This window comes from Streptomyces sp. NBC_00080, from assembly GCF_045041255.1.
Lineage (GTDB): Bacteria > Actinomycetota > Actinomycetes > Streptomycetales > Streptomycetaceae > Streptomyces > Streptomyces coriariae.
Genome location: NZ_CP108235.1, coordinates 2,393,268 through 2,417,860, shown reverse-complemented (window position 1 = coordinate 2,417,860; position 24,593 = coordinate 2,393,268). Strand labels below are relative to the sequence as shown.

The 24,593-nt window shown below is 71.3% G+C and carries 24 protein-coding genes; 10 read left to right on the top strand and 14 right to left on the bottom strand.

Going from position 1 to position 24,593, the window contains the following annotated elements; genetic code table 11:
- Window positions 1–158: 158 nt before the first annotated feature.
- The gene (locus tag OHU34_RS10580) at window positions 159–911 is read right to left on the bottom strand and encodes a peptidyl-tRNA hydrolase (protein ID WP_142266643.1); all 753 of its coding nucleotides are present in this window, start codon (window positions 909–911) and stop codon (window positions 159–161) included.
- Window positions 912–938: 27 nt separating this feature from the next.
- Here OHU34_RS10580 and OHU34_RS10575 point away from each other — a divergent pair, with 27 nt between their 5' ends.
- Together OHU34_RS10575 and OHU34_RS10570 are read left to right on the top strand one after the other, a co-directional pair.
- Window positions 939–1,799 carry an ATP-binding cassette domain-containing protein gene (locus OHU34_RS10575; RefSeq protein ID WP_405766013.1) on the top strand — a complete coding sequence of 287 codons (861 nt, stop codon included), beginning with the start codon at window positions 939–941 and terminating at the stop codon, window positions 1,797–1,799.
- Window positions 1,796–2,467, top strand: a complete 672-nt coding sequence (locus OHU34_RS10570; protein ID WP_230194374.1) for an ABC transporter — start codon at window positions 1,796–1,798, stop codon at window positions 2,465–2,467. Before OHU34_RS10575 ends, OHU34_RS10570 begins: the two co-directional genes overlap by 4 nt.
- A 320-nt stretch (window positions 2,468–2,787) precedes the next feature.
- Here OHU34_RS10570 and OHU34_RS10565 read toward each other — a convergent pair whose 3' ends face one another.
- From OHU34_RS10565 to zapE, 8 genes are all read right to left on the bottom strand, one after another.
- Window positions 2,788–2,976 (bottom strand): hypothetical protein, encoded by a 189-nt coding sequence (locus OHU34_RS10565; RefSeq protein ID WP_020125244.1) that lies wholly within the window; start codon window positions 2,974–2,976, stop codon window positions 2,788–2,790.
- Between the two features lie 110 nt (window positions 2,977–3,086).
- Complete coding sequence (locus OHU34_RS10560) at window positions 3,087–3,941, bottom strand: polysaccharide deacetylase family protein (RefSeq protein WP_142266645.1); 855 nt, start codon at window positions 3,939–3,941, stop codon at window positions 3,087–3,089.
- Window positions 3,942–4,231: 290 nt separating this feature from the next.
- Window positions 4,232–5,605, bottom strand: coding sequence for a PhoX family protein (locus OHU34_RS10555; RefSeq protein ID WP_054243369.1), 1,374 nt, complete (start codon window positions 5,603–5,605; stop codon window positions 4,232–4,234).
- A gap of 90 nt (window positions 5,606–5,695) precedes the next feature.
- Window positions 5,696–6,577 carry a slipin family protein gene (locus tag OHU34_RS10550; protein ID WP_405766010.1) on the bottom strand — a complete coding sequence of 294 codons (882 nt, stop codon included), beginning with the start codon at window positions 6,575–6,577 and terminating at the stop codon, window positions 5,696–5,698.
- A 127-nt stretch (window positions 6,578–6,704) separates the two neighbouring features.
- Window positions 6,705–8,207: a SulP family inorganic anion transporter gene (locus OHU34_RS10545; protein WP_405766008.1), complete on the bottom strand. Its 1,503-nt coding sequence runs from the start codon at window positions 8,205–8,207 to the stop codon at window positions 6,705–6,707.
- The gene (locus OHU34_RS10540; RefSeq protein ID WP_020125249.1) at window positions 8,204–8,785 is read right to left on the bottom strand and encodes a carbonic anhydrase; all 582 of its coding nucleotides are present in this window, start codon (window positions 8,783–8,785) and stop codon (window positions 8,204–8,206) included. Before OHU34_RS10540 ends, OHU34_RS10545 begins: the two co-directional genes overlap by 4 nt.
- A 90-nt stretch (window positions 8,786–8,875) precedes the next feature.
- Window positions 8,876–9,289, bottom strand: a complete 414-nt coding sequence (locus OHU34_RS10535) for a hypothetical protein (RefSeq protein WP_230194371.1) — start codon at window positions 9,287–9,289, stop codon at window positions 8,876–8,878.
- Between the two features lie 183 nt (window positions 9,290–9,472).
- Window positions 9,473–10,579 (bottom strand): cell division protein ZapE, encoded by a 1,107-nt coding sequence (gene zapE / locus OHU34_RS10530; RefSeq protein ID WP_405766005.1) that lies wholly within the window; start codon window positions 10,577–10,579, stop codon window positions 9,473–9,475.
- Between the two features lie 37 nt (window positions 10,580–10,616).
- On the opposite strand from zapE, the gene OHU34_RS10525 reads away from it, so the two are divergent.
- The 4 genes from OHU34_RS10525 to msrB all read left to right on the top strand — a co-directional run bounded on the left by OHU34_RS10525 (window position 10,617) and on the right by msrB (window position 14,146).
- Entirely contained in the window at window positions 10,617–11,456 is an 840-nt protein-coding gene (locus OHU34_RS10525; protein WP_200839838.1) for a pyrimidine reductase family protein, read from the top strand.
- A gap of 190 nt (window positions 11,457–11,646) precedes the next feature.
- Window positions 11,647–12,120, top strand: a complete 474-nt coding sequence (locus OHU34_RS10520) for an indole-3-glycerol phosphate synthase (RefSeq protein WP_230194370.1) — start codon at window positions 11,647–11,649, stop codon at window positions 12,118–12,120.
- A 216-nt stretch (window positions 12,121–12,336) separates the two neighbouring features.
- A complete protein-coding gene (murC, locus tag OHU34_RS10515) occupies window positions 12,337–13,722 on the top strand; it encodes a UDP-N-acetylmuramate--L-alanine ligase (protein WP_142266650.1) in 1,386 nt (461 codons plus the stop codon).
- Window positions 13,723–13,735: 13 nt separating this feature from the next.
- Window positions 13,736–14,146, top strand: coding sequence for a peptide-methionine (R)-S-oxide reductase MsrB (gene msrB, locus OHU34_RS10510; RefSeq protein ID WP_142266651.1), 411 nt, complete (start codon window positions 13,736–13,738; stop codon window positions 14,144–14,146).
- A gap of 77 nt (window positions 14,147–14,223) precedes the next feature.
- On the opposite strand, the gene OHU34_RS10505 is transcribed toward msrB, so the two are convergent.
- The 3 genes from OHU34_RS10505 to OHU34_RS10495 all read right to left on the bottom strand — a co-directional run bounded on the left by OHU34_RS10505 (window position 14,224) and on the right by OHU34_RS10495 (window position 18,042).
- Window positions 14,224–15,237: a lysylphosphatidylglycerol synthase domain-containing protein gene (locus OHU34_RS10505; RefSeq protein WP_142266652.1), complete on the bottom strand. Its 1,014-nt coding sequence runs from the start codon at window positions 15,235–15,237 to the stop codon at window positions 14,224–14,226.
- 655 nt (window positions 15,238–15,892) lie between these two features.
- The gene (locus OHU34_RS10500; RefSeq protein ID WP_142266653.1) at window positions 15,893–17,353 is read right to left on the bottom strand and encodes a cell wall metabolism sensor histidine kinase WalK; all 1,461 of its coding nucleotides are present in this window, start codon (window positions 17,351–17,353) and stop codon (window positions 15,893–15,895) included.
- Entirely contained in the window at window positions 17,350–18,042 is a 693-nt protein-coding gene (locus OHU34_RS10495; protein ID WP_142266654.1) for a response regulator transcription factor, read from the bottom strand. The genes OHU34_RS10500 and OHU34_RS10495 overlap by 4 nt, the downstream gene beginning before the upstream one ends.
- Window positions 18,043–18,194: 152 nt before the next feature.
- Here OHU34_RS10495 and OHU34_RS10490 point away from each other — a divergent pair, with 152 nt between their 5' ends.
- The 3 genes from OHU34_RS10490 (at window position 18,195) to OHU34_RS10480 (ending at window position 20,687) form a co-directional block, all read left to right on the top strand.
- Entirely contained in the window at window positions 18,195–19,532 is a 1,338-nt protein-coding gene (locus OHU34_RS10490) for a ferric reductase-like transmembrane domain-containing protein (RefSeq protein WP_405766000.1), read from the top strand.
- 182 nt (window positions 19,533–19,714) lie between these two features.
- A complete protein-coding gene (locus OHU34_RS10485; RefSeq protein WP_235034581.1) occupies window positions 19,715–19,951 on the top strand; it encodes an FMN-binding protein in 237 nt (78 codons plus the stop codon).
- Window positions 19,952–19,973: 22 nt separating this feature from the next.
- Window positions 19,974–20,687 carry an FAD:protein FMN transferase gene (locus OHU34_RS10480; RefSeq protein ID WP_405772226.1) on the top strand — a complete coding sequence of 238 codons (714 nt, stop codon included), beginning with the start codon at window positions 19,974–19,976 and terminating at the stop codon, window positions 20,685–20,687.
- 259 nt (window positions 20,688–20,946) lie between these two features.
- Here the strand turns inward: OHU34_RS10480 and OHU34_RS10475 are convergent, their stop codons facing one another.
- Window positions 20,947–23,133 carry a glycosyltransferase family 39 protein gene (locus OHU34_RS10475; RefSeq protein ID WP_405765997.1) on the bottom strand — a complete coding sequence of 729 codons (2,187 nt, stop codon included), beginning with the start codon at window positions 23,131–23,133 and terminating at the stop codon, window positions 20,947–20,949.
- Complete coding sequence (locus OHU34_RS10470; protein ID WP_142266658.1) at window positions 23,130–23,990, bottom strand: dolichyl-phosphate beta-glucosyltransferase; 861 nt, start codon at window positions 23,988–23,990, stop codon at window positions 23,130–23,132. The genes OHU34_RS10475 and OHU34_RS10470 overlap by 4 nt, the downstream gene beginning before the upstream one ends.
- A gap of 136 nt (window positions 23,991–24,126) precedes the next feature.
- Between OHU34_RS10470 and OHU34_RS10465 the strand changes: the two genes are divergently transcribed.
- Window positions 24,127–24,525, top strand: a complete 399-nt coding sequence (locus OHU34_RS10465) for a hypothetical protein (RefSeq protein ID WP_142266659.1) — start codon at window positions 24,127–24,129, stop codon at window positions 24,523–24,525.
- Window positions 24,526–24,593: the final 68 nt, after the last annotated feature.

Below are 24,593 nucleotides of genomic sequence, written 5' to 3'. Positions count from 1 at the left end.
ACATTTGAGGTTCGGTCCGGAGGCCCGGAGAGTCGGGGAGCCGCGGGGTGTCGGCCGGGTCGGCCGGCGTGGCGGGGCGGTGGGCTGCGGTGAGCTCCGGGACTGCGGACGACGGACTGATCGGGACTACGGGACTACGGGGCTGTGGCGCTACGGGTCTAGCGGGCCCGCAGGGCCGGGTGGTCGGCGACCACCGTGCAACTGCCCGGCGCGATCTCGGTGAACCCGGCGTCCCGCACCAACGGCAGCCCGCTCTCCGTCAGCTCACGCCACCGTCGCGGATCCGCGGTCCGCACGGCGAGCGGAAAACCCGCCTCGCGCCAGGCGGTCCGCTCCGTGTCCGACAGCTCCCACCAGGCCAGCTGCGCGCCGTGGCCGGCCTGCGCCATCGCCTTGCCCGCTGACATGCCGACCTCCGGATTCTGCCAGATCACCGGAGCCGTCGGGTCGATGTCGACCGGCGGCTCCGGATCCTCGAGATCGGTTCCGGAAACCTGGAGCTTCGCCAGGTCCTTGGGCCAGCCGTCCAGCGGAACAGGCGGGAAAACCCTTACTTCCGCCGCCTTGCCCGTGACCGTGATGCCGGGCAGCGCCTCCGCCCGGCGCCACTCGGCGCCCCGCGCCCGCCGCACCACCTTGCGGATCCTGGCGTCCTGCCAGTCACGCACATCCGCCGCCCACTCGCCCTCGCCCAGCGCCCGCTCGTCGGCGAGGAGGGTCAGCACGGCGCGCGCCGCAGTCTCCAGCGCGTCCGTGCGCGCCGGCGGGTCGGCACGCTCGATACGGACCACCAGAGGCAGGACGAACTGCGGAGCCTCGTCCCGTGTCGAACGCTCGGAACGGAAGGGGCTGTCGCCGGGAACGGCCGGATCACTGGTCACGTCCTCCAGTCTGCCAGGTGGAAGATCCATGCAACCGCGAGTGAAAGGACGGTCCGCATGCCACGTGAGCTACGGCTGGAGGCCGTGGGCCGCCGCTACGGCGTGCGCGGCCCCTGGGTGTTCCGCGACGTGCACCTGAACCCGGCGCCCGCCACTCTCACCCGCATCGAGGGCCCCAACGGCACCGGGAAGTCCACCCTGCTCCGCCTGCTCGCCCGCATCGACGCCCCGACCGAGGGCAAGGTCACCGGCGCCCCGAGAACCGCGTACGTCCCCGAACGTTTCCCCGTCGCCCTCCCCTTCACCGCCCTCGGCTACCTCACCCACCTCGGCGCGGTCCACGGCCTGTCCCGTACGGCGGCCGAGCGTGCCGCGGGCGACTGGCTGGACCGTTTCGGGGCCACCGCGCACGCCCACACCTCGATGAGCCGTCTCTCCAAGGGCAGCAGCCAGAAGGTCGCCGTGGCACAAGCGCTCCTCGCCGAACCGGAGTTGCTGATCCTGGACGAGGCCTGGACCGGACTCGACGACGACGCGCGCGCCGAACTCGAACGTGCCGTCGCCGAGCGGACCGCCGCCGGATCGGCCGTCGTCTTCGTGGACCACGACCCCCGCCGCCTCGCCGGCCGGGCGGACGCCGAGTACACGGTCCGCGACGGCACCCTCCACCGCCGTACCGTGGCGGAACCCACCGCCGCCCCCGAGGGCCCGCACATGACCATCGAGGTGCACGGTCCGACCGCCCCCCTCCCACCGGAAGCGCTCCGCCTGGCCACCGCCACCGAGGAGACGGCCGACCGCACCCACCGGCTCACCGTCCCCGCCTCGCACTCCGACGTCCTGCTCCGCGCCCTGCTGACCGCCCGCCCGCCGTGGCACGTGGTGTGCGTCCGTCGAGACGGGAGCCGCCACCGATGAGCGCCCTCCTGCGCTATCAGACCGCCCTGCTCCTGCGCTCGCAGCGCTGGCTGCCGCCGTTCCTCCTCTACGCCGTCTTCCTGGGCGTCGGCGTGCAGGGAGGCCAGCCGCTGCTGGACTCGCTCGGCTACACGGCGGCGTTCCTGCTGCCCGTCGCCGCCTGGCTGGTGCGGATCTGCGTCGGCAACGAGCCCCCGGCCGCCCGCACCGTCGTCGCGGCGGCGGTCGGACCGGGGCGGGCGCACCTGGCCTGTGTCCTGGTCGCGCTGACCACGGCCGTCGTGCTCGGTACGACGGCGACGGCGATGGTCACGCTCATCAGCGACCCGGTCGGCAGCGACCACGACAAGCGCGTACCGGTCCTGGAAGCCGCCGGCGCCGGACTGCTCGCCGTCCTGACCTGCGCCCTGCTCGGCACGGCCGTGGGCGCGCTCACCGCCTGGCCCGTGCTGCGCTCGCCCGGTCGCGCGGTCCCCGCACTGCTGCTGGCGGCCCTGCTGGCGCTGGTGGTGAGCGGTTCCCCGGCGCAGGCGGCGGTGAGCGGCCTGGTCAGCGGCTCCCAGTCGGCGACCGTCCACGTGCCGCTCCTGCCCATGGCCGCGGCAGCCCTACTGAGCGCGACAGCGACAGCCGTGGCGTGCACGCTCACGTCACGTCGATCGCCCTGAGGAGGTCGGCGTGAGGAGAGCGGTTACGCGGCTTTCGCAGCAGCAATGAACGGGCGTCGGTGATGTGCCCACGTAACCGATTACGGGGTTCGGTGAGTGAACGCCCGTCGGTAACCGATTACGTGTCGACGAGACGACCACGCGCCGGTAACCGATTTCGCGTCCATGCGGCGATCACGCGCCAGCAACCGGTTACCGGCGGCCGGGCAACCGGTTGTCCGCCCGGAAAGCATCCAGTTGTGGGGAGTGAACGATCTCGTGAGCGAACGGAAACCGCGAGTGAGGGGGCACTCCGAGGAACGCGCACTCCGAGCGACCTGTCACCCCGAGCACGCAGTCCGCTGCGCCTCCTGCCATTCGCACACCGGGCACAGCGTGATCCCCTTGTACGACTCCGGATACTCCGTCGTCTTCCGGCACAGCACGCACTCCGCGTAGGGCGGCCCGTCGGCCTTCGGCGGCGTGGTCGCGTCGATCAGGCAGTACTCCCGGTCACTGTCGTCGCTCATTCCTCCAGCGTACGTAAGCGATGACGACGTACGAGTCGCAGGCCGACCGACGTGCGAGGCGCGCGGTGTCCAGGTGGCCTGCGGGGTCGGGTCGGTTGGGCGTACGGGGCTCACCGTCGTCCGCTTGCCGCCCCGATCAGTTCGGACACCTTCACGAACCGGTACCCCTGACGGCGCAGCTCCGGGACGATCGTCCGCACCGCCCGCTCGGTGGTCGGGGCGGCGCTGCGCGTGCAGTGCATGACGACGACGGAGCCGGGCCGGACCCCCTCCAGCACCTGCCGGGCCACGGCGTCCGCGTCGGTCGCGAACGCGTCCCCGCTCACCACGTCCCACTGCACCGCGGTCACCCCCATGCCGCTCACCGCGCGGAGCGCCCGCCGGTCGTAGCAGCCACCGGGGAAACGGAAGTAAGGCATCGCGTCCGGCACCCCGGCCTTGCGGAAGGCCGTGAACGCCCGCTCCACGTCCGCGCGCATCCTGTCCTCGGGGACGGTAGGCAGGCCGTAGCAGTCGTCGGTGAAGGCGTAGTGGCTGTAGGAGTGGTTGGCGACCTCGAAGCCGGGATCGTGACCGAGGGAGCGGGCCTGGTCCGGGTACTCCTCGGCCCAGCGGCCGGTCATGAACACGGTGGCGGGCACCTTCAGCGCGCGCAGTGCCGCGATCAGCCCCGGGTTGTCGAAGTGCTCGCCGGCCGCCGCGCGGGCCCCTTGGTCGGCGGTCATGTCGGCGTCGAAGGTGAGAGCGACTCTTTTGTCGGCGGTGCGGGGCGCGTTGCTGAACACGGGGGTGAGACCGGCCGGACCGGGGGCCAGCGTGGGGGGCCGGGTGGGGGCGACGGAAGCGTGCGCGGGGGTGGCCGGACGTGCGGCGCGTGGTGTGTGGGGGGTGCCGCAGGCGGTGAGGGGGGCGAGCGCGGCCCCGAGAACGCAGAGGGCGGCGAGGCGGCGTACGGGAAGGATCATCGTATGAAGTTATGAGGACTTTGCCAGCATTTGTTGCGTTATATGACCGAGCCTCTGGTCGTTCACCCGCCCGGGCTCTCTGTCACCGGGAAGCGTCCGGGCAGGCGGGGGCACGGGTTGTTCGCCTCGCCGGTGTTCCCCGTGACGTCACGCCGGAACCGGACCGTGCCGGGAGTGCCCCGCCGGGGGCCGGACGCCGGACGCGGGACGCCGCAGGCCGGACGCCGCAGGCCGCCGGACACGCCGGTGGGGGCCCCGCCCCGGCGGGGCCCCCACCTCGCGGCTCCGGACTAGCGCCGCCAGGGCCCCGTGACGGCGAAGGTCGTCCCCGGGGTGTAGCAGTTGACGTACATCGTGTCGCCGTCGGGGGAGAAGGTGACGCCGGCGAACTCGCCCCACTCGGGGGCCTGCGGCGTTCCGATGTTCTGACGGCCCCGTGCCATCGCGTACACCTCGCCGCCCCTGGTCACGCCGAAGACGTGCTGGGCGCCGTTGCCGTCCTCACAGACCATCAGGCCGCCGCTGGGCGCCAGACAGATGTTGTCCGGGGACTCGCCCGGAAGCTGGATGTCCGTGTCCGGGCCGAAGACGATGACGAGGGTGAGGCGGCGGAGCTTGGGGTCGTACCGCCAGATCTGGCCGAAGTGGTCGGCCGCCGAGCCGTCGGCGCCGCGCGCGAACGACGACACGAAGTACACGCACCGCCCGCCCCAGTAACAGCCCTCGAGCTTCTGGGCGTGGGTGATGCCTTTCGGGCCGAAGTCCTGGAGGCGGACCGGGGTTTCGACGGCGAGGGGGTCCGGCACGTCGACCCACTCGATGCCGTCGAAGGTGGCGCCCGTCTCCTGGATCGAGGACAGGTCCGGCACGCCGGGAACGCGCATCGCCTGGAGGCGGCCGCCCGCGCGCAGCGAGCCCGCCCCGCCCAGCGGTTTCTTGGGGAGGAAGCGGTAGAAAAGGCCGAACGGCTCCAGAAACGCGTCCTCGGTTTCGTAAACGATTCCGAGGCGCGGGTCGACGGCGATCGCCTCGTGCTGGAAACGGCCCATCGCGGTCAGCGGGACGGCCCCGCTGCGGCGCGGGTCGGACGGGTCGACCTCGAAGATGAAGCCGTGATCCTTTGTGTAACCGTTTGTGCCGGCTTTGTCCTCGGTCTCCTCGCAGGTCAGCCAGGTGTGCCACGGAGTGGGTCCGCCCGCGCAGTTGACGGCCGTACCGGCGATGGCCACCCGCTCGGCGAGCACGTTGTTCCGTGAGTCCAGCGTCAGGGCGGTACAGCCGCCCTTGCCCGCCGGGTCGTAGGTCAGACCTTCGACCGTGGGGACGGGGAACTTCGCCGTGGGGCGGTTCTCGTGGTTGCGGACCAGGTGGACGCGACCGCCCCGGCCGGGCAGGGCCGTCATGCCGTCATGGTTCGAGGGCACCGGGCCCTCGCCGGAGCGCAGCGGGTCGCCCTCGCGGGACAGGACCCGGTAGCGGAAGTGCGCGGGAAGGTCGAGCAGGCCGTCCTTGTCGGGCACGAGAGGGCCGTAGCCGTCGTGGCCGAGGCTCTGCGCGGCGGCGGTGCCCGCGAAGAGGTCGGAGAGGGCGCCGGTGAACGCGATGCTCGCGCCCACTCCCAAGGCACCGGTACCGGCGAGGATCTGACGTCGTGTCGCAGACATGGGGAAACCTTCCTGCTGGCGGACAGGAACTGTGATCCCGCTGTGTCTATCACCCGGAGTGCGCCCCGGGAACCACGCGAGTAGCTCGTGTCACTCCTCCCCATCCTTCGGGGAGGGCGGCGGCGCAGGCGGCAGCGGCGGTTGTTGCTGCGGTTGCTGTGGCTCTTGCCGTGGCTGTTGCGGTGATTCTTGCCGTGGCTGTTGTGGGAGCGGTTGCTGGGCCTTTTCCAGGAAGCGCAGCAGCTCCACCGGGAACGGCAGCACCAGCGTGGAGTTCTTCTCGGCGGCGACCGCCACCACCGTCTGGAGCAGCCGCAGCTGGAGCGCGGCGGGCTGCTCGGACATCTCCTTCGCCGCCTCGGCGAGCTTCTTCGACGCCTGGAGCTCGGCGTCGGCGTTGATGATCCGGGCCCGCCGCTCACGGTCGGCCTCGGCCTGCCGGGCCATCGACCGCTTCATCGTGTCCGGCAGGGAGACGTCCTTGATCTCCACCCGGTCGATCTGCACGCCCCAGCCGATGGCGGGGCTGTCGATCATCAGCTCCAGGCCCTCGTTCAGCTTCTCCCGGTTCGACAGCAGGTCGTCCAGCTCACTCTTGCCGATGATCGAACGCAGCGAGGTCTGTGCCATCTGCGAGACGGCGAAACGGTAGTCCTCGACGTTGATGACCGCGGCGGCGGCGTCCACCACCCGGAAGTACACCACCGCGTCGACCCGCACGGTCACGTTGTCGCGGGTGATGCCCTCCTGGGCGGGGATGGGCATCGTCACGATCTGCATGTTGACCTTGCGCAGCCGGTCCACGGCCGGGACGACCAGGGTGAACCCCGGCGGGCGGACCTCGCCGCGCAGCCGGCCGAGCCGGAGGACGACCCCGCGTTCGTACTGCTTGACGACCCGCGCCGCCGCCCCGACGTACACGAGGCCTCCGGCGACGACCGCCGCGGCCGCGCCCAGCAGCTCCTGGAGCATGACGACCTCCTCGGGAAGAGGCCCGCAAGAGTGTTTCCGTCTGCTTCTGTCTGTCCTGTAACGATATGCCCGCTGTCCGGCCCGGGGCCACGCCCCGGGTCCCGGGCCGGACAGCGCGTGGGTCGGGCTACACGGTCGTCACCGGTTCCGTGACCTTCACCGGCTCCGTGCCGACCGCGCTGTGCCGTTCGGCCCAGGTCTCCAGCGCCGTACGGCAGGCGTGGTCGAGGTGGTGCAGACCGGAGAGGTCCAACTCGACGGGGCGGTCCTGCGGGAGGGCCTCCAGGTTGTCGAGGATCTTCGGCAGCCGCAGGAACGTCGCGTTGCCCGACAGATACGCCTGGACGGGGCCGGCGCCCTTGTCGACGACCTCCAGCCTGATGTGCGAGGCCTCCCAGGCCGTCTTGGCGACGGCCAGCGCGAGACCGATCAGAACACCCTCGAACATGCTGACCGCCACGATCGACACGGCCGTGACGACCAGGATCAGCGCCTCGCCGCGGTGCTCGCGCCACAGACCCACGAGCCCCCGCACGGGCACGAGCTTGGCGCCCGCGTGCACGAGGACGCCGGCCAGCGCCGGGATGGGTATGTACGCCAGCACGTTCGGCAGCAGGGCCGCGAACAGCAGCAGCCACACGCCGTGCAGGACGCGCGACGCCTTGGTCCGCGCGCCCGCCTGCACGTTGGCCGCGCTGCGCACGATCACCGCGGTCATCGGCAGCGCCCCGAGCGCTCCGCAGATCGCGTTGCCCGCGCCCTGTGCCATCAGTTCCTTGTCGTACTCGGTGCGCGGACCGTCGTGCAACCGGTCCACCGCGGCCGCGCTGAACAGCGACTCGGCGGACGCGATCAGGGTGAACGCGACGATCGTGCCGAGCAGGCCGACGTGTGCCAGCTCGCCGAAGGAGCTCAGCGACGGCGGCTGGACGGAACCGAGCAGGCCCTGCACCTCGACCGTGGCCACGGGCAGGTCCAGCAGCAGGGCGGCGAGTGTGGCCAGGCCCACCGCGGCGAGCGGTCCGGGCACCGTACGCACCTTCGCCGGCAACCGCTTCCACAACACGAGCACCGCGATGGTGCCGGCGCCGATCGCGAGCGAGGCCAGCGCGAACGTGCTGCCGACCGCGTCCACGACGGCCCCGGGCAGTCCGGCGATCTTCCCGAGTCCGGACGACGGCGCCTTGGCGCCCGCCATCGCGTACAGCTGACCGGCGATCAGCACCAGGCCGATTCCGGCCAGCATGCCCTCGACGACCGAGACCGAGATGGCCCGGAAGTAGCGGCCCAGTTTCAGGGCGCCCATGGCGAGCTGGAGGACGCCAGCGGCGAGGACGATCACTCCGAGGGCGGGCAGGCCGAACTCCTGCACCGCCTCGAAGACCAGCACGGTCAGTCCGGCCGCCGGACCGGACACCTGGAGGGAGCTGCCTCGCAGCAGACCGGTGACGAGGCCGCCGACGATGCCGGTGACGAGCCCCAGCTCGGCCGGCACGCCGGAGGCCACGGCCACGCCCACGCACAGCGGCAGCGCGACCAGGAAGACGACGAGCGAGGCGGCGAAGTCCTGCTTGAGGTGGGGGAACCGGGATATTCGCCCGGCGGGCTGCTGGTCCGTCGCGGCGCTCACAGGGCCTCGAAACCGTCGGTGTCGACACGGTGCTCGCGTACGGCACCGGTGTGCACCTCGTAGTACCAGCCGCGCACCCGCAGCCGGCCGTCGGCCAGCCGCTTCTCCACGCAGGGGTAGGAGCGCAGTCGCAGCAACTGGGCGAGTACATGGTTCTGCACCGCCCGCATGACCGTGGGGTCGTCGGGGTCGGCGGTCCCCGGTTCGTCCGCGGCGTGCGCGAGCCAGTCGCGAACGGCGGGGACGCCGTCGAGGTCGTCGCCGCGCACCAGCGCGCCGACGGCACCGCAGTGCGAGTGGCCGCAGACGACGACGTCCTGGACGCCGAGCACCTCCACGGCGTACTCGATGGTGGCCGCCTCGCCGGTGGGGCGGTCGGAGCCGTAGGGGGGAACGATGTTGCCCGCGGTGCGCAGCTCGAAGAGCTCGCCGGGGCGGGCGCCCGTGATCAGGGCGGGAACGACCCGCGAGTCGGAGCAGGTGATGAACAGGACCTGGGGGGACTGGCCGGCTGCGAGTTTGGCGAACTCCTCAGGGCGCTGTCCGAACGTACGGGCGTTGTCGATGAGGGGCTGCATGACGTGGTGACTCCTCCTGGCGCGCCGTGGGGGCGCGTCGGATGTGCAGGACACAGGACAGGTGGGGGACTGCTGTTCTGCTCTGCTCTCTCAGCAGCGGAAGACCTGGAGTGCCGCCGGAGAGTGGGCCGCCGAGGATCTCGACGAGCGGTGGTAGGGGTCGCCGGGCCGGGGCGGCTGATGCGCGGCCGCGGGATCCTGCGCCAGCAGCGCGCGCTCGGGCTCCTGGGGTGTGGAGGTGGCCGGCGCGGAGGTGGTGGCGCGGTGGCGATCGCGGGTGCGCAGCGGGTCGGCGGGGCCGCCGGAGCGGTCGCAGTCGCGGAACGTGACGACCTCGTCGCGCATTGCTTTGCCGGAGAGTTTGATTCCGGGCTGGGTCTTGGCCTCGACCTGACGCACCGTGTGCGCGTGTGCGAAGGATGACGTGGGCGCGAAGAACGGGAGCGCGAGCAGGACGGCGGCGAGGACCGAAAGGACGGTCCGGGTCGTCACACCTCGGAACATGCGCCCCCCTTCGGTCGGTTCGCGTTTCTAGTCCAGGCCAACGGTTGGTCAACCACTGGTCAAGAAACACGTTAACCCTGCAAGGTTGTTTGCAGGGTTAACTCGACGTTGCGAGATGAAGTGCGCCTCAAAAGGGAGGGATTCTTGGCGTGAACCGACTCTTGACCAGGCGGCCAAGATCGTTTATTGGGGCTCGACGAGCCGTTTGGCGTCGCGGGCCAGCGCGGTGAGCCGGGAGATCGCGCGGAAGTACTTCTTGCGGTAGCCGCCGTTCAGCATCTCCTCGCTGAACAGCCGGTCGAAGGGGAGCCCGGAGGCCAGGACCGGGACCTCGCGGTCGTAGAGCCGGTCGGCCAGGACCACCAGGCGCAGAGCCGTGGACTGGTCGGGCACCGCCCCCACGTCCGTGAGGCAGACCGCCTTCAGGCCATCCGTCAGCGCGCCGTAGCGGCTCGGGTGGACCTTGGCGAGGTGCTCCAGCAGATGCGGGAAGTCGTCGAGCGAGGCGCCCTCGGTGGCGTAGGCCGCCTTCGTCACCTGCTCGTCGGAGTACGGCGCCGGCGCGTCGGGCAGGCCGCGGTGGCGGTAGTCCTCGCCGTCGATGCGCAGCGCGCGGAAGTGCGCCGACAGGCCCTGGATCTCGCGCAGGAAGTCGGCGGACGCGAACCGGCCCTCGCCGAGCTTGCCCGGAAGCGTGTTGGAGGTGGCGGCGAGCGCGACGCCCGCCTCGACCAGTTTGCCGAGCAGCGTCGAGACGAGGACGGTGTCGCCCGGGTCGTCCAGCTCGAACTCGTCGATGCACAGCAGTCGGTGCCCGGAAAGGGTCCGCACCGTCTCCTGGAAGCCGAGGGCGCCGACCAGGTTGGTCAGCTCGACGAAGGTGCCGAAGGCCTTGAGGGCGGGCTCCGCCGGGGTGGCGTGCCACAGGGACGCCAGCAGGTGCGTCTTGCCGACGCCGTAGCCGCCGTCCAGGTAGACGCCGCGCGGCCCGGCGGGGACCTTGGGCGCCTTGGACCTGCCGAAGCCGAGGAATCCCCGCCTGGCGCCGTCGATGGCGTGCGCTCCGCCGAGTCCGGTCGCGAACCCCTCCAGGACGCCGACCGCCTCGGTCTGGCTGGGCTGGTTCGGATCCGGGATGTAGGTGCTGAAACGGACCGAGTCGAAGCGTGGCGGCGGCACCATCTCGGCGACCAGCCGGTCCGCGGGGACGTGCGGCTGGCGGGTGCAGAGGGACACCGGGGCCGCGTCGGCTATCGGGCTGAGGCCGGGGGCTGAGGAGGAGGACGACACGGTTCCCCATGCTACGGGGCGTGCCAGACTGCCTGGCATGCGACGGCTGTTCCCTGTGACCGACCAGACAGTGACGACCGACTCCGGCGGCAGGCCGCTCGGGGCCCCCGGCGAGGGCGGCGGCGAAGGGGGTGGAGCGGCCCAGGATCGCGAGTGGAGCCTCGACGAGCTCGCCGACGCCTACGCGTACCCCGAGCCCGGACCCGGTGAGCCGGGGCCCTGGCTGCGGGCCAACATGGTGTCCACGCTCGACGGCGCCGCCCAGCACGACGGGCGCTCCCAGCCCATCTCCACCGCCACCGACATGCGGATCTTCGGCACGCTGCGCGGGCTCGCGGACGTGGTGGTCGTGGGTGCGGAAACGGTACGTCTGGAGGGGTACCGTCCCGCACGCGCGCGTGCCGAGTTCGCGGCGCGGCGCGAGGCGGCCGGGCAGGGTCCCGCGCCGGCCGTCGCGGTGGTCACCGCGAGCCTCGACCTCGACTTCTCGCTCCCGCTCTTCACCTCGCCGCTGGTCCCCACCCTGATCCTGACCGGCGCCGCGGCGGCCCCCGACAGGGTCGCGGCCGCGGAGAAGGCGGGCGCGCGCGTGGTGATCGCCGGTGACGGCATGGGCGTCGAGCCGGACCGGGCCGTACGGGCGCTCGCCGAGCTCGGGCACACCCGGCTGCTGACGGAGGGCGGGCCCCGGCTGCTGGGCCAGTTCGTGGCCGCCGGAGTGCTCGACGAGCTCTGTCTGACCGTCTCCCCGATGCTCGCCGTCGGCGACGCGCAGCGGATCGCGGGCGGGCCGTCGGTCGCCGTTCCGCGGCGATTCGCACTGGTCTCCCTCCTGGAGGAGGAAGGTTTCCTGTTCAGTAGGTATCGACGGCCTTGATGCGGATAGGAGTTCGATGGTCACCGTCGGCCCGGAAAGGACGGAATCAACCGTTCCGTTTGGCGTCCGGCGGGCACACTGAATCTCGCAGTCCCCGTGCGCTCACGGGGAAGGATGGTTTCCGCAGGGCCGCCAACGGCCCACGGAGGAGAGAGGGCCACGGGGGTCCTCGAAGGAGAATGGGGCGCTGGTGTTCACAAGCGTTTTGATGATCGAGAAGGCCCTGACGTCCGCCGACGTGGAGTTCGTCAGCACCTTGCACGGGGACGAGCCGGTCACCTTCCAGGTGCTGCTCCAGCCGCGCGGCGACCAGGCGGACCGCTTGCTGCGGGCCATCGACGACGTGGCTCTCGGTGAACTGGACGAGGCCGCGCGGGAGGGCGACACGCCCGAGGGCGACGAGGCGAAGGGGTTCGGCGTACGGGCCCTGGAGGTGTCCTTGCAGGCTCTGCACGCGGCGGGCCACGACGCGGTCGGACGCCTCGTCGAGGATCATCCGCTGGACGCGCTGAAGTCCCTGGTGGCGGAGACGGGGGCGGACGAGGTGATCGTGCTGACCGACCCCCACTACGTCGAGGAGTTCTTCCACCGGGACTGGGCCTCCCGGGCGCGGCACAAGGTGGGAGTCCCGGTGCTGAAACTCTTCTCCCACAGCAAGGCCTGAGCAGACTCCGGCGAGGGGACTCCGGCGAGGGGCTCTTGTGATGGGACTCCTGTGATGGGTCGGTGCGGGTGCGGGTGCGGGTGCGCCGTGTCCGCTCGTGTCCGTGCCGCGTGGTCGTCCGTCGATACGGCCCGCGCCCCTGGGTGGGTGCGGTGAGCCTCGCGCAATAGGGTGGGGGCGCACCGAACCGTCGTAGCGCACCCTGGGAGAACACGCATGGCACCCGGCCTTCCTACCGCCATGGACCGACCGCACTTCATCGGCATCGGTGGGGCGGGGATGTCGGGGATCGCGAAGATCCTGGCTCAGCGCGGCGCGAAGGTGGCCGGCAGCGACGCCAAGGAGTCCGAGACCGCGGCGGCGCTGCGGGCGCTCGGGGCGACCGTGCACATCGGCCATGCCGCCGACCACCTGGCCGACGACGCCAGCTGTGTCGTCGTGTCGTCGGCGATCCGCGCGGACAACCCGGAGCTGGCCCGCGCGGCCGAGCTGGGGATCCCGGTGGTCCACCGCTCGGACGCGCTCGCCCGGCTGATGGACGGGACGCGCCCGATCGCCGTCGCGGGCACCCACGGCAAGACGACCACCACGTCGATGCTCGCGGTGTCGCTGTCCGAGCTGGGCCTCGACCCCTCGTACGCGATCGGCGGCGACCTGGACGCGCCCGGTTCCAACGCGCTGCACGGAGAAGGCGAGATCTTCGTCGCCGAGGCGGACGAATCGGACCGCAGCTTCCACAAGTACGCGCCCGAGGTCGCCATCGTCCTCAACGTCGAGCTGGACCACCACGCGAACTACGCCTCGATGGACGAGATCTACGCGTCCTTCGAGACCTTCGCCCAGAAGATCGTGCCCGGCGGCACCCTGGTGATCGCCGCCGACCACGAGGGCGCGCGGGAGCTGACCCGACGGGTCGAGGGCGTGCGGGTGGTGACGTACGGGGAGGCCGAGGACGCCGACGTGCGGGTGCTGTCCGTCGTCCCGCAGGGGCTGAAGAGCGAGGTGACCGTGCTGCTCGACGGGCAGCAGCTCACCTTCACGGTCTCCGTGCCCGGCCGCCACTACGCGCACAACGCCGTCGCCGCGCTGGCCGCGGGCGTCGCCCTGGGCGTCCCGGCCGCGGACCTGGCACCCGCCCTGGCCGCGTACACGGGCGTCAAGCGCCGGCTCCAGCTCAAGGGCGAGGAGGCGGGCGTCCAGGTCATCGACTCCTACGCCCACCACCCGACGGAGATGACGGCCGACCTGGAGGCGATGCGCGCGGCGGTCGGCGACGCACGCATCCTCGTCCTCTTCCAGCCGCACCTGTTCTCCAGGACCCAGGAACTCGGCACGGAGATGGGGCAGGCGCTGGCCCTCGCGGACGCGTCCGTCGTTCTCGACATCTACCCCGCGCGCGAGGACCCGATCCCGGGCGTGACGAGCGAGCTGATCATCGACGCGGCCCGGGCGGCGGGCGCGGACGTGACCGCCGTGCACGACAAGGAACTGGCACCGGGGGTCGTGGCGGGAATGGCGAAGGCGGGTGATCTCGTTCTCACCATGGGCGCGGGCGACGTGACGGACCTGGGCCCGCGCATTCTGGACCGTCTTTCCCAGTAAGGGGCTGAGGCTCATGTCGTACGACGTCGAAAAGCCGGACGAGCAGTGGCGGACGGAGCTGACCCCGGCCGAGTACGCCGTACTGCGGCAGGCCGCGACCGAGCCCGCGTTCACGGGTGAGTACACCGACACCAAGGCCGAGGGCGTCTACTCCTGTCGCGCCTGCGGTGCCGAACTGTTCACCTCGGAGACCAAGTTCGACTCCCACTGCGGCTGGCCGTCCTTCTTCGACCCGAAGGACACCGACGCCGTCGAGCTGATCGAGGACCGCTCGCACGGAATGCTGCGCACCGAGGTGCGGTGCGCCCGGTGCGGTTCGCACCTCGGACACGTGTTCGCGGGCGAGGGGTATGCGACTCCGACCGACCAGCGGTACTGCATCAACAGCATCTCGCTGCGGCTGGCGACGGACGGCGAGGGCTGACGGCAGGGGCTGACGGCGAGGGCTGACGGGGGCTGACGGCGAGGCGCCCGGACAGGGCGGCCGGGACAGGCGACGGGTCACAGCTGCTTCCGCTGGACCAGCGCCGAGAGCACCAGCATCCCGGGCAGCAGCGGCAGCCACACCGTCAGCACCCGGTAGCCGATGACCGTCGCGGTGGCGAGGGGCAGCGGGGTGCCGTAGCCGGCCAGGGTGAGGACCAGGGCCGCGTCGACCGGGCCGATACCGCCGGGTGCGGGGACGGCGCCTGCCGCGGTGCTCGCCGCGAGGAACGCGAAGAGCAACTGCGGCCAGGACAGGGGCAGGCCCAGCGCCGTTCCCACCGAGGCCACCACGCTCGCCTGGATCAGCGGAGCCGCGACCGCTCCGCCCCACAGGGGGAGGAAGCGGGCGGGGCGGGTGTGCAGATGCCGGGCATCGGTGAGGGCCGTACGGACGAAGTTCAGGGCGGGGCCGCGCAGCGGCCGGACGAGAACGAGCAGAGCCGCGGTCGCCGCGGGGGCCAGCAGAAGGCCCGCGGCGGCCAGGAGCAGCGTCCGTCCTTCCGGGAGAAGCCTGGCGGGGGGTATGGCGCTGGGCGCGGCGAGCAGGAAAATCAGCACAACGGGTGTCTTGGCCACGGCTCTGACCAGGGAGTACAGGGCGATCGAGGCGGTGGCACGGGGGAGGGCGACGCCCTGGCGTTGCAGGAAGCGGACCGTGACCGCGTGGGCGCCGATGCTCGCCGGCAGTATGTGGTTCGCGGCGCCCGCGGCGATCTGGGAGGCCACCAGCAGACCCGGTGGCAGCCGGTCCGGGATCGCGCCCTGGCGGACGCAGGCCGCGGCGACCGAGCCCAGATAGGTGAAGAGGAGCCCGACCAGCAGCCACCAGGGGTCGGCGGTGGCGAGCAGGGCGGTGCCGTCTCGCACGGCGTGCCAGTCGACCACCGCCCACACCGCGAGCAGCAGGATCGGCGACAGGGTGAGGGCCCGGCGGGTGGCGGTGGCGGCCCGGGGGCGGCGGCGGTCTTCCGCGAGCGGGGGCTGGGGCGGTGGCGGGGACGCGGGGTCGTCGAGGGGCAGCAGGGACACGGCGCACGTCGTCCTTCCGCGTCGTGACCGCGCGCGGCGGCGCGACGGATCGGGCCTGGGGAGGGGACGGGGAAGTCGTTCCCCTCCGGTGTGACGGTGCGGTGTCCGTAAGCCGACGGAGCGCGGGCCGAAGGGCGACCGCAGTGCGGTGATACGGGGTGCCGTGCGGCTGGTGCCGTGAGGCGAGGTGCTGTGAGGCGAGGTGCTGTGAAGTGCCGTGAGGCGGGGGGAGATGCGGTGAGACTGTGGGATTTCTGCCCGTACCCCCCGGGGTTCATCCCGGGCACGCCCTGAGGTTCACCGGCCCGCAGTACGGGCGGCCCTCTCGGCGCGTGCCGGCCGGTCGCCTACGGGGGTGGGAGAAGTTGTTTCCGCGGCACCGAAAGAGCAGCTCAGCTCAACTCTGCGGAAACCAGCCGACTCCCGCGCCAGACCTCTCCACAACGGGTGATCGTTGCGGTTGCGGTTGCGGTTGCGGTTGCGGTTGCGGTTGCGGTTGCGGTTGCGGTTGCGGTTGCGGTTGCGGTTGCGGTTGCGGTTGCCGCTGACGCGGCGCCGTGCCGTGCCGTGCCGTGCGCAGAGCCTCCCGGATCACCGATCCTTCGCGTTACCGCGTTACCGCGTTACCGCGTTACCGCGTTACCGCGTTACCGCGTCACCGGTCTACGGCGCCCCGCCCGGCCGTGACCGGCCCTCTCGGCAGCGTCACCGTGAACACCGTGACCCCCTCCACGTCGCCCAGCTCCAGCGTGCCCCCGTGCGCCCGGCTCAGGGACCGGGCGACCGACAGGCCGAGGCCGCTGCCGCCGCGGTCGCGGCTGCGGGCCTTGTCGACGCGGTAGAACCGGTCGAAGACGCGGTCGCGGTCGCCCGGCGGGATACCGGGGCCCTTGTCGGTGACGTGGACGCGTGCCGTGTCCGCTGAGACGGCGATCTCGACGCGGACCGCGGTGCCGGCCGGGGTGTGCACGGCCGCGTTGGTGAGGAGGTTGTCCAGGACCTGGCGGATGCGGTGCGGGTCCATCCGCAGGGGTACGGCGACCGGGCCGGGGGACACCGTCAGCGGATGGCCGGGGTGGCTCGCGCGGAACGCGTCGGCCGCCTGCTCGACCAGCTCCACCAGGTCGGCGCTTTCCATCCGCAGGGGCGTCTCCACCTCGGCCGCGTCCAGGCGGGCGAGCAGCAGGAGATCGTCGAGGAGGAAGCCCATCCGGGCGGCCTCGGCACGCAGCCGGGCCAGGTGCTTGTCACGTTCCTCGGGCGCGTTGGCGGGTGCGTACTGGAAAAGGTCCGCGTAACCGCGTACCGACATCAGGGGCGTGCGCAGTTCGTGCGAGGCGTCGGCGACGAAGCGGCGCAGGCGCTGTTCGGCTTCCGCCCGCACGGCGAGGGAGTCGTCGATGTGCTGCAACATCGTGTTGAAGGCGGTGCGCAGCTCCTCGACCTCCGGACCGCCGCCGGGGGCGTCCGCGCGCAGATGCAGCCGGGACGCCGACTCGGTCAGGTCGTGCGAGGCGATGCCGTGCGCGGTGTGCGCCATGTCGCTCAACGGTTTCAGACCGTGTTTCAGCATCCGCCGGCCGAACACCACGAGCGCCAGCAGGGCGAGGCCGAAGGCGACCGCCTGCATCGTGATCAGCTGGCGTACGGTGCCGTCGATGTCCTCCGTCGGCGCGGCACTGACCAGCACGACCCCGGGCGAGACCTCGCAGGCGCGCAGCAGGTAGGTGCCCTCGCCGTCGATCCGTACCGTGCGGGTGGCGTCGGCGTCGACGTCCTCCATCCGCCGGGCCAGGGCGGTGAGTGCCGTGGTGTCCGAGGGCACGTCCGCGGGCCTGCGCAGCACGGCCGACCCCGCAGTGACGTCGTACACGGCCGTGTACCAGCCGTAGTACGGCTTGCGTTCCACGATGCCGTGCGCCTTGGCGTCCTTGGACTGCACGACCTGGACCAGCTTGATCTGGTCGCGCAGCTGATGATTGAGGTAGTCCCGCATGTACATGGTCAGCGTGGTGCCGACCGCCGCGAACACGACCAGCGACAGCGCGCCCAGGCCGAGCGCCAGCCGGGTGCCGAGCCGTAGTCTGCGATACGCGTGCCGGAAGCGGCCGATCACTCGGCCGCCTGCCGTATCACGTACCCGAAACCGCGTACCGTCTGGATCAGCGGGTCGTCGCCCGTCGTGTCGAGTTTGCGGCGCAGTCGGCTGACGACCAGTTCGACGACGTTGGAACGGCCGCCGAAACCGTATTCCCACACATGGTCGAGGATCTGCGCCTTGGTGAGCACGGTCGGCGACTTCCGCATCAGGTAGCGCAGCACCTCGTACTCGGTGGGGGTGAGCGTCAGCAGTTTTCCGCCGCGCCGGACCTCCCGGGTGTCCTCGTCCATGGTGAGGTCCGACACCCGCAGCACGGAGCGCTGGACACCGGGACCGGCGCTGCGCCGCAGCACGGTCCGCAGCCGGGCCATCAGCTCCTCCACGGCAAACGGTTTCACCAGATAGTCGTCCCCGCCCCGGGTCAGCCCCGCGACCCGGTCGGCGACCCCGTCGCGTGCCGTCAGGAACACCACCGGCACCATCGTCCCGCTGTGCCGCAGCCGGTCGAGCACGCCGAAGCCGTCGATGTCGGGCAGCATCAGGTCGAGCACCACGATGTCGGGGTGGAAGTCGGCGGCGCGGCGAAGCGCCTCCGCACCCGAGTTCGCGGTGACCGCGTCCCAGCCTTCGTAGCGGGCGACCGTCGCCACGAGATCGGCGATCGGCGGGTCGTCGTCCACGACGAGGAGTCGTACTTTGTCCACCTGCTCATAGTGCGCCACACACCCCGCAGCGCCAGACCCGCGTCTCCTGTGTGCGTGAATCGATAAGATCTTGAAAGTTGTACGACAGGAAAACGACAGCGAAGCACGGACAAGCTCTGTGTTCTGAGGACCCGATCTAGGAGTTTCCGTCCGTGACGACCGTCCAATCGCCTCCCGTACCCCCCACGGCGATACGTCCCAAAGTAGTGGCCCGCACCGGCCTGTACGCCGTGCTTGCCGCGAACGCGGCCGTCGTGACCCTCTTCGCCGTCCAGGCGGGCTTCGCCTCCAACGCACTCGTCGTGATCGGCCGATTCGCCGGCCTGTACAGCGCCCTGCTGATGGCTTTCCAGCTGCTGCTGGTGGCCCGGCTGCCCTGGCTCGACCGCCGCATCGGCATGGACCGGCTGACCAACTGGCACCGCTGGACCGGTTTCAGCCTGTTGTGGACGCTGGTCGGTCATGTGGTGTTCATCACCTTCGGCTACGCCGAATCCTCGTTGATGAACCCGGTGAGCCAGCTCGTCGACCTGGCCGAGACCGTCGATGGCGTGCTGCGCGCCGCCGTCGCGATGGTGCTGATCCTGGTCGTCGGAGGCGTCTCCGGCCGCTGGGCCCGGCGGCGCCTCGCCTACGAGACCTGGCACTTCACCCACCTGTACACGTACGTCGCCGTGGTGCTGGCCTTCACGCACCAGGTCGCGGTCGGGACGACCTTCACCGCGTCGTCCGCCGCCACGGCGTACTGGTACGCGGTGTGGGGCGTCGCTCTCGGCTCGGTGCTGCTCGGCCGGGTGGTCCTGCCGCTGTGGCGGAACTGGCGCCACCAGCTGCGCGTCGAGGCCGTCGTTCCCGAGGCCGACAACGTCGTAAGCGTTTACATCACCGGTCGTGACCTGGACCGGCTGCCCGCCCGGGCCGGTCAGTTCTTCCTGTGGCGGTTCCTGACCAAGGACCGCTGGTGGCAGGCGAACCCCTTCTCCCTGTCTGCCGCCCCCGACGGCACCAGGTTGCGCCTCACCGCGAAGGCGGCCGGCGACGGCTCCGCCGGACTGCGCCATCTCAAGCCCGGCACCCGTGTCTTCGCCGAGGGCCCCTACGGCGCCTTCACCGCCATGCACCGCACCCGGCCCGAGGCCCTGCTCATCGCCGGCGGTGTCGGCGTCACCCCGATCCGGGCGCTCCTCGAGGAGATCGAAGGGCACGCGGTGGTCATCTACCGCGTGGCCGGCGAGCGGGACGCCGTGCTCTACGACGAGCTGCACGAACTCGCCGTGGCCAAGGGGGCCGAGCTGCACCTGGTCACCGGGCCGCCGGTGCCGGACCGACTGGCGTCGCGTGAACTCGCCGCGCTCGTACCGGACATCGCGGAGCGGGACGTCTTCCTGTGCGGGCCGCCGCCGATGATGAACGCGGTCCTCGGCACCCTGCGCGAGCTGGACGTGCCCAAGCCGCAGATCCACTTCGAACGCTTCAGCCTGGCGGGATGAGAGACATCGTGAAGCGAGTAATCCCTGTTCTGGTCCTGTCCGTGGCGGGTCTGATCCCGGTCTGGCGCTACGAGCCGTCGACCGGTACGACATCCACCACCGAGGCCGCCTCGACGCCCTCCGGGTCCTCCTCCACGTCGTCCTCGGGCTCCTCGGGATCGACCACCTTCACCGGTACGACCGTGGCCACGGAGAAGGGCGACGTCCAGGTCCGGATCACCTACGACGGCGACAGGATCACGGCTGTGAAGATGCTGAAGCAGCCGAATCATCCGCAGACGACCGCGGCGGTGCCGAAGCTGATTGCGGAAACGCTTGCCGCGCAGAGTGCGGACATCGACACCGTTTCCGGCGCGACCCTCACGAGCGACGGCTACAAGGAGTCGCTCCAGGCCGCGATCGATGCGAAGGGCGCCTGACGTGCACCGCGTCGAACACGTCATGGGCCTTCCGGTCTCGCTGCGGGTCGATGACACCGGCGTCCCCGACGGGACCGGGGACGCCGTGTTCGCGTGGCTGCGCGAGGTCGACGCACGGTTCAGCCCGTTCAAGGCCGACAGCGAGGTCTCCCGGTACGGCCGGGGCGAGCTGTCGGCGGACGAGCTGAGCACCGACCTCGTGGAGGTGCTCGACATCTGCGAGCGGTACCGGGTGGCCACCGGCGGCGCCTTCGACGTCCGGCTGCCCGGCCGCGGCCTGGACCCCTGCGCGGTGGTCAAGGGCTGGTCCGTGCAGCGGGCGGCGGAACTGCTGACCGGGGCCGGACTGAGCCGGTTCTGCCTCAACGCCGGGGGCGACGTGGTCGTTGCCGGCGGTCCCTGGCGGGTCGGCGTACGGCATCCTGAGATCGCCGACCGGCTGTGCACCGTCCTCGACCTCACCGACGGAGCCGTCGCGACCTCCGCTCGCTACGAGCGCGGCGACCACATCCTCGACGGCCGCACCGGCCGGCCGGTGACCGGCCTCGACAGTCTCACCGTCGTGGCCCCGACCCTGACCGAGGCGGACACCGTCGCCACGGCCGCCTTCGCCTTGGGCGCGGACGGCGTCGAGTGGGCGGCCGCTCGGGACGGCTGCGAGGTGTACGCCGTTCTGCCCGGCGGACGCGTGTTGCGCACCGGCGGGTTCCCGACGGCGGGGGCGGCCGCCGCGTGAGCGTCGAGGCGGCGGCCCTGGGAGCGGCCCTGTGGCTGCTCGGCTGGGGTGCGACGGTCCTCGCCTGGACGTCGGGGCGGGGACGTCGGCCGCAGACGCGTCGTCAACGTCGCTGTCGCTGACCGGGTTGCTCCGGTTGCAGCTCGGCTTCGATGACAGCGCGCTCTGAAGCGGTTTCCCGAACGTTTCTGGGCATGCGGAAGGCGGGCCGCCGGTGGAACCGGCGGCCCGCCTCTTGGGTTCTGTTGTTCCGTGGTTCTCAGCCGACGTCCGACGCGTCCAGGCGGTAGAGACCGCTGTAGTCGGACACGGCTGTTCCGTTCGCCTTGACCCAGGTGGAGATCTCGGAGTTCGAGGAGCCCTGGCCGCTGTCGCCGACGACGATGTAGTGCAGCTTGCCCGCCTTCACGAGGCTCTTCAGCTTGGCCAGCGTCATCGCGTTGTCGCTGCCGGACCAGCCGCCCATCGAGATGACCGGCTCACCGGACTCCAGAATGATCGAGGAGGCCGTCTGGTCGGTGGCCACCGCGACCAGCCAGCTGGCGCCGTCCTGGTTCTTCTTCAGATACGTGATCATCGCGGACGACACCTGGGTACCGCCGCCCATGCCCCCGCCGGTGAGACCGTCGGTGCTGCCGGACTCGGTCGTACCCGACTCGGTCGAGCCGGACTCCGCGGTGCCGGACTCGGTCGTACCCGACTCCGTGGAGCCGCCGTCGTCCGTGGAGTCGCCGCTGTTCGACGGAGGTTGGCCCACTTCCTGACCGTCGCCCGAACCGCTGGGCGCGTCACCGGAGTTGGTTCCCGGTCCGCTGCCGGCCCCGCTGGGCCGCTGGCCGCCGCCACGGCTCATGCCCCCCATACCGCCGGTGCTCGGCCCGGCCGTCGGGTTGGTGCCGTTGGTGCTGGAGGTCGCGGCCGAGGCCGAGTAGGCGGCCGGGCCGGCGAGCAGCGCCACCACCGCCGCCAGTGCGGCGACGCCCATGAGCCGCTGCCGCTTCGTGAACCGGGCGACGAGCAGCCCGATCACCGAGGCCGCCCCGGCCACACCGGCGACGACCTCGGCGACCGTGTACAGCGTTCCGGAGCCGGAGACCCGCTGGAGGAGGACGACCGCCCACACCGAGCTCGCCGCCACCGCGGTCGGCAGCGCCCAGCCCATCCCCCGGTCTCGGCTTCGTTCGGCCGAGGGGACCTCCAGCGCCGTGGAGCCGTTGCGGAATGCGTTGTAGAGCATGACGCCACCCGCGCCGGTCAGGGCCGCGATACCGGGAGCCATGGCGGTGACGTAGTACGGGTGGAAGGTGCCCTCGGCGAGGGCGAAGGTCAGGTAATGCAGGACGAACCAGCCGCCCCACAGCATCAGCGCGGCACGCCTGGCGTCCGTACGGGGCGCCCGGCCGCGCAGGACGAGACCCGCCACCAGCGCGATCGCCGCGAAGGGGATCAGCCAGGAGATCTGGCCGCCCATGGTGTCGTTGAACATCCGGTACAGGCCCGCCTCGCCGCCGAAGCTGGCGCCGTTGCCCTGCGAGCCCACCGACGAACTCGCCCCGAAGATACGGCCGAAACCGTTGTAGCCGATGACGAGATCCCAGACCGTGTTGTCCGTGGAGCCGCCGATGTAGGGGCGGGACGAGGCCGGGATCAGATCGACGACCACCATCCACCAGGCACTGGAGACGATCAGTGCGACCGTGCCGACGGCAAGGTTGCGTATGCGCTTGCCCAGCGGGGCGTTCGCCGCCCACAGATACACCAGGAAGAACGCGGGCAGGACCACGTACGCCTGCATCATCTTCGTGTTGAACGCGAAACCGATGGCGACGCCCGACCACACCAGGGGCATCAGCCGGCCGGTGCGCACGGACTTCAGCAGTGCGGCCGCGCCCAGCAGCATCAGGAAGACGAGGATCGGGTCGGGGTTGGTGTCCCGGGTGATGGCGACCGTGATCGGGGTGAGCGTCAGCGCCAGCGCGGAGATCGTCCCCGCCACCGCGCCGAAGTCCCGCTTGACGAGCCGGTACAGAAGCGCGACGGAACCGGTTCCCACGGCGACCATCGGCAGCATCAACTGCCAGGTGCCGTACCCGAAGGCACGGGCGGACAGGCCCATCACCCACAGGGCGAACGGCGGTTTGTCGACCGTGATGAAGCTGCCCGCGTCCAGGGCGCCGAAGAAGAACGCCTTCCAGCTCTTGGTGCCGCTGTAGACGGCCGCGTCGTAGAAGGTGTTGCCGGTGATCGAGGAGAGGTTCCAGGCGTAGAGGGCGGTGGCCAGGACGAGGATCGCCCAGAGCGCCGGGCGGGCCCAGCGCGGGTCCTCGGGTGCGCCGGTGAACAGACGCCGGGCGCGGGAGGCGAGTCCGCCGTCGGCGGGCGGGGCCGGCCGGTGGCGGGCGCCGTCCGCACGGACGGGGGCGGGCGGCGGGGCGAGTGTCGTCATGACGCGTACTCCAGGTGGGTGTTCGCCCCGGTGGGCAGGACGGCGGCGGGGGTGGTCGTGCGCGCCGCCGGCACCTGGGGGGTACTCGTGCGGCGGGGTACGGCGGGGACGCGGGTACGGCCGTTGAGGGTGGAGCGGAGCATCCGGCCCATGCCCAAGAGGTCGTCGACGGCGGTGCGGACGATGTCGACCCGGCTGTCGGGGTCGTCGGTCCAGTCGACCGGCACCTCGTGGACGCGGAGCCCGTTGCGCTGGGCCAGGACCAGCAGTTCGGTGTCGAAGAACCAGGCGGTGTCCTCGATGTGCGGGGCGAGCGCGCGGAAGACGTCGGCGCGGACCGCCTTGAAGCCGCACTGCGCGTCCGAGAACCGGGCGCCGAGGCCGGCCTTGAGCAGGAGGTTGTAGGAGCGGGAGACGAACTCCCGCTTGGCGCCCCGGACCACGGCCGCCTGGCGGTGCAGCCGGCTGCCGACCGCGAGGTCGCTGTGACCGGACAGCAGCGGCGCGACCAGGGGGAGGAACGCCTCCAGGCCCGTCGACAGGTCCACGTCCATGTAGGCGACGACGTCCGCGCTGGAGCGGTTCCACACATGTTTCAGGGCGCGGCCCCGGCCCTTCTCCTCCAGGCGCATGGCGTGCACGTGCGGGAGCCGGAGCGTCAGGTCGGTCGCCGCGTACCAGGTGGCGTCCGTGCTGGCGTTGTCCGCGATCGTGATGCGGAACGGGAACGGGAAGGACTCTTCGAGGTGTGCGTGGAGACGGCCGATGCTGTCGGCGAGGACGTGTGCCTCGTTGTACACCGGCACCACGATCTCGACCGACCGCTGCCGGACGCCTCCCGCGTTCGTTTCGTTCATGGGCATGACGATCGGGGCCATGTCTGGGGGATCCCTGAGCCGGTCCTGAGGGAAGAGTGAGAATCAGCGAACTCACAGGTTGCGCACAGTGGAAACCCCTTTCACCCAGGTGCGGGTGGCGTGATCCACTGGCGGTATGAGCCTGACGAGCGAGGTCTTCCTGCTGGGGTACGACGGCGACCTCGACATCCTGACCGGGGAGCGGGACGGTCGGCCCGCCGGCATGGACCTGGCCGGGCCGGAGTCGTGGCGCAGGACGGTCTGGGGATCACGGGCCATCCGCCGGATCGGCGCCCGGTTCCTGCCGGCGATGGTGAGCGTGCACAACGGCGATGTGGTCGCTCCGGACGAGATACCCGCCTTCCTGGCGGAAATCGCTCTGGTACGCGCTTGCTCGGAGCGTCTCGCCGCCGAGACCCGCCCGCCCGACCGGACGGTCGAGAGCCACCGTCACCACATCTCCGGCCGGCTGGACGGCATCGAGGCGAGCGCGCGGTATGCGCAGGGGGCCGGTGGCGGGCTGCTGATCTGGTAAGCGGTCTAGACTCTCCCCGCAACGGCCCGAACTCGTATCGAGAGCGGGCAGAAATTGCCAGACCCGAA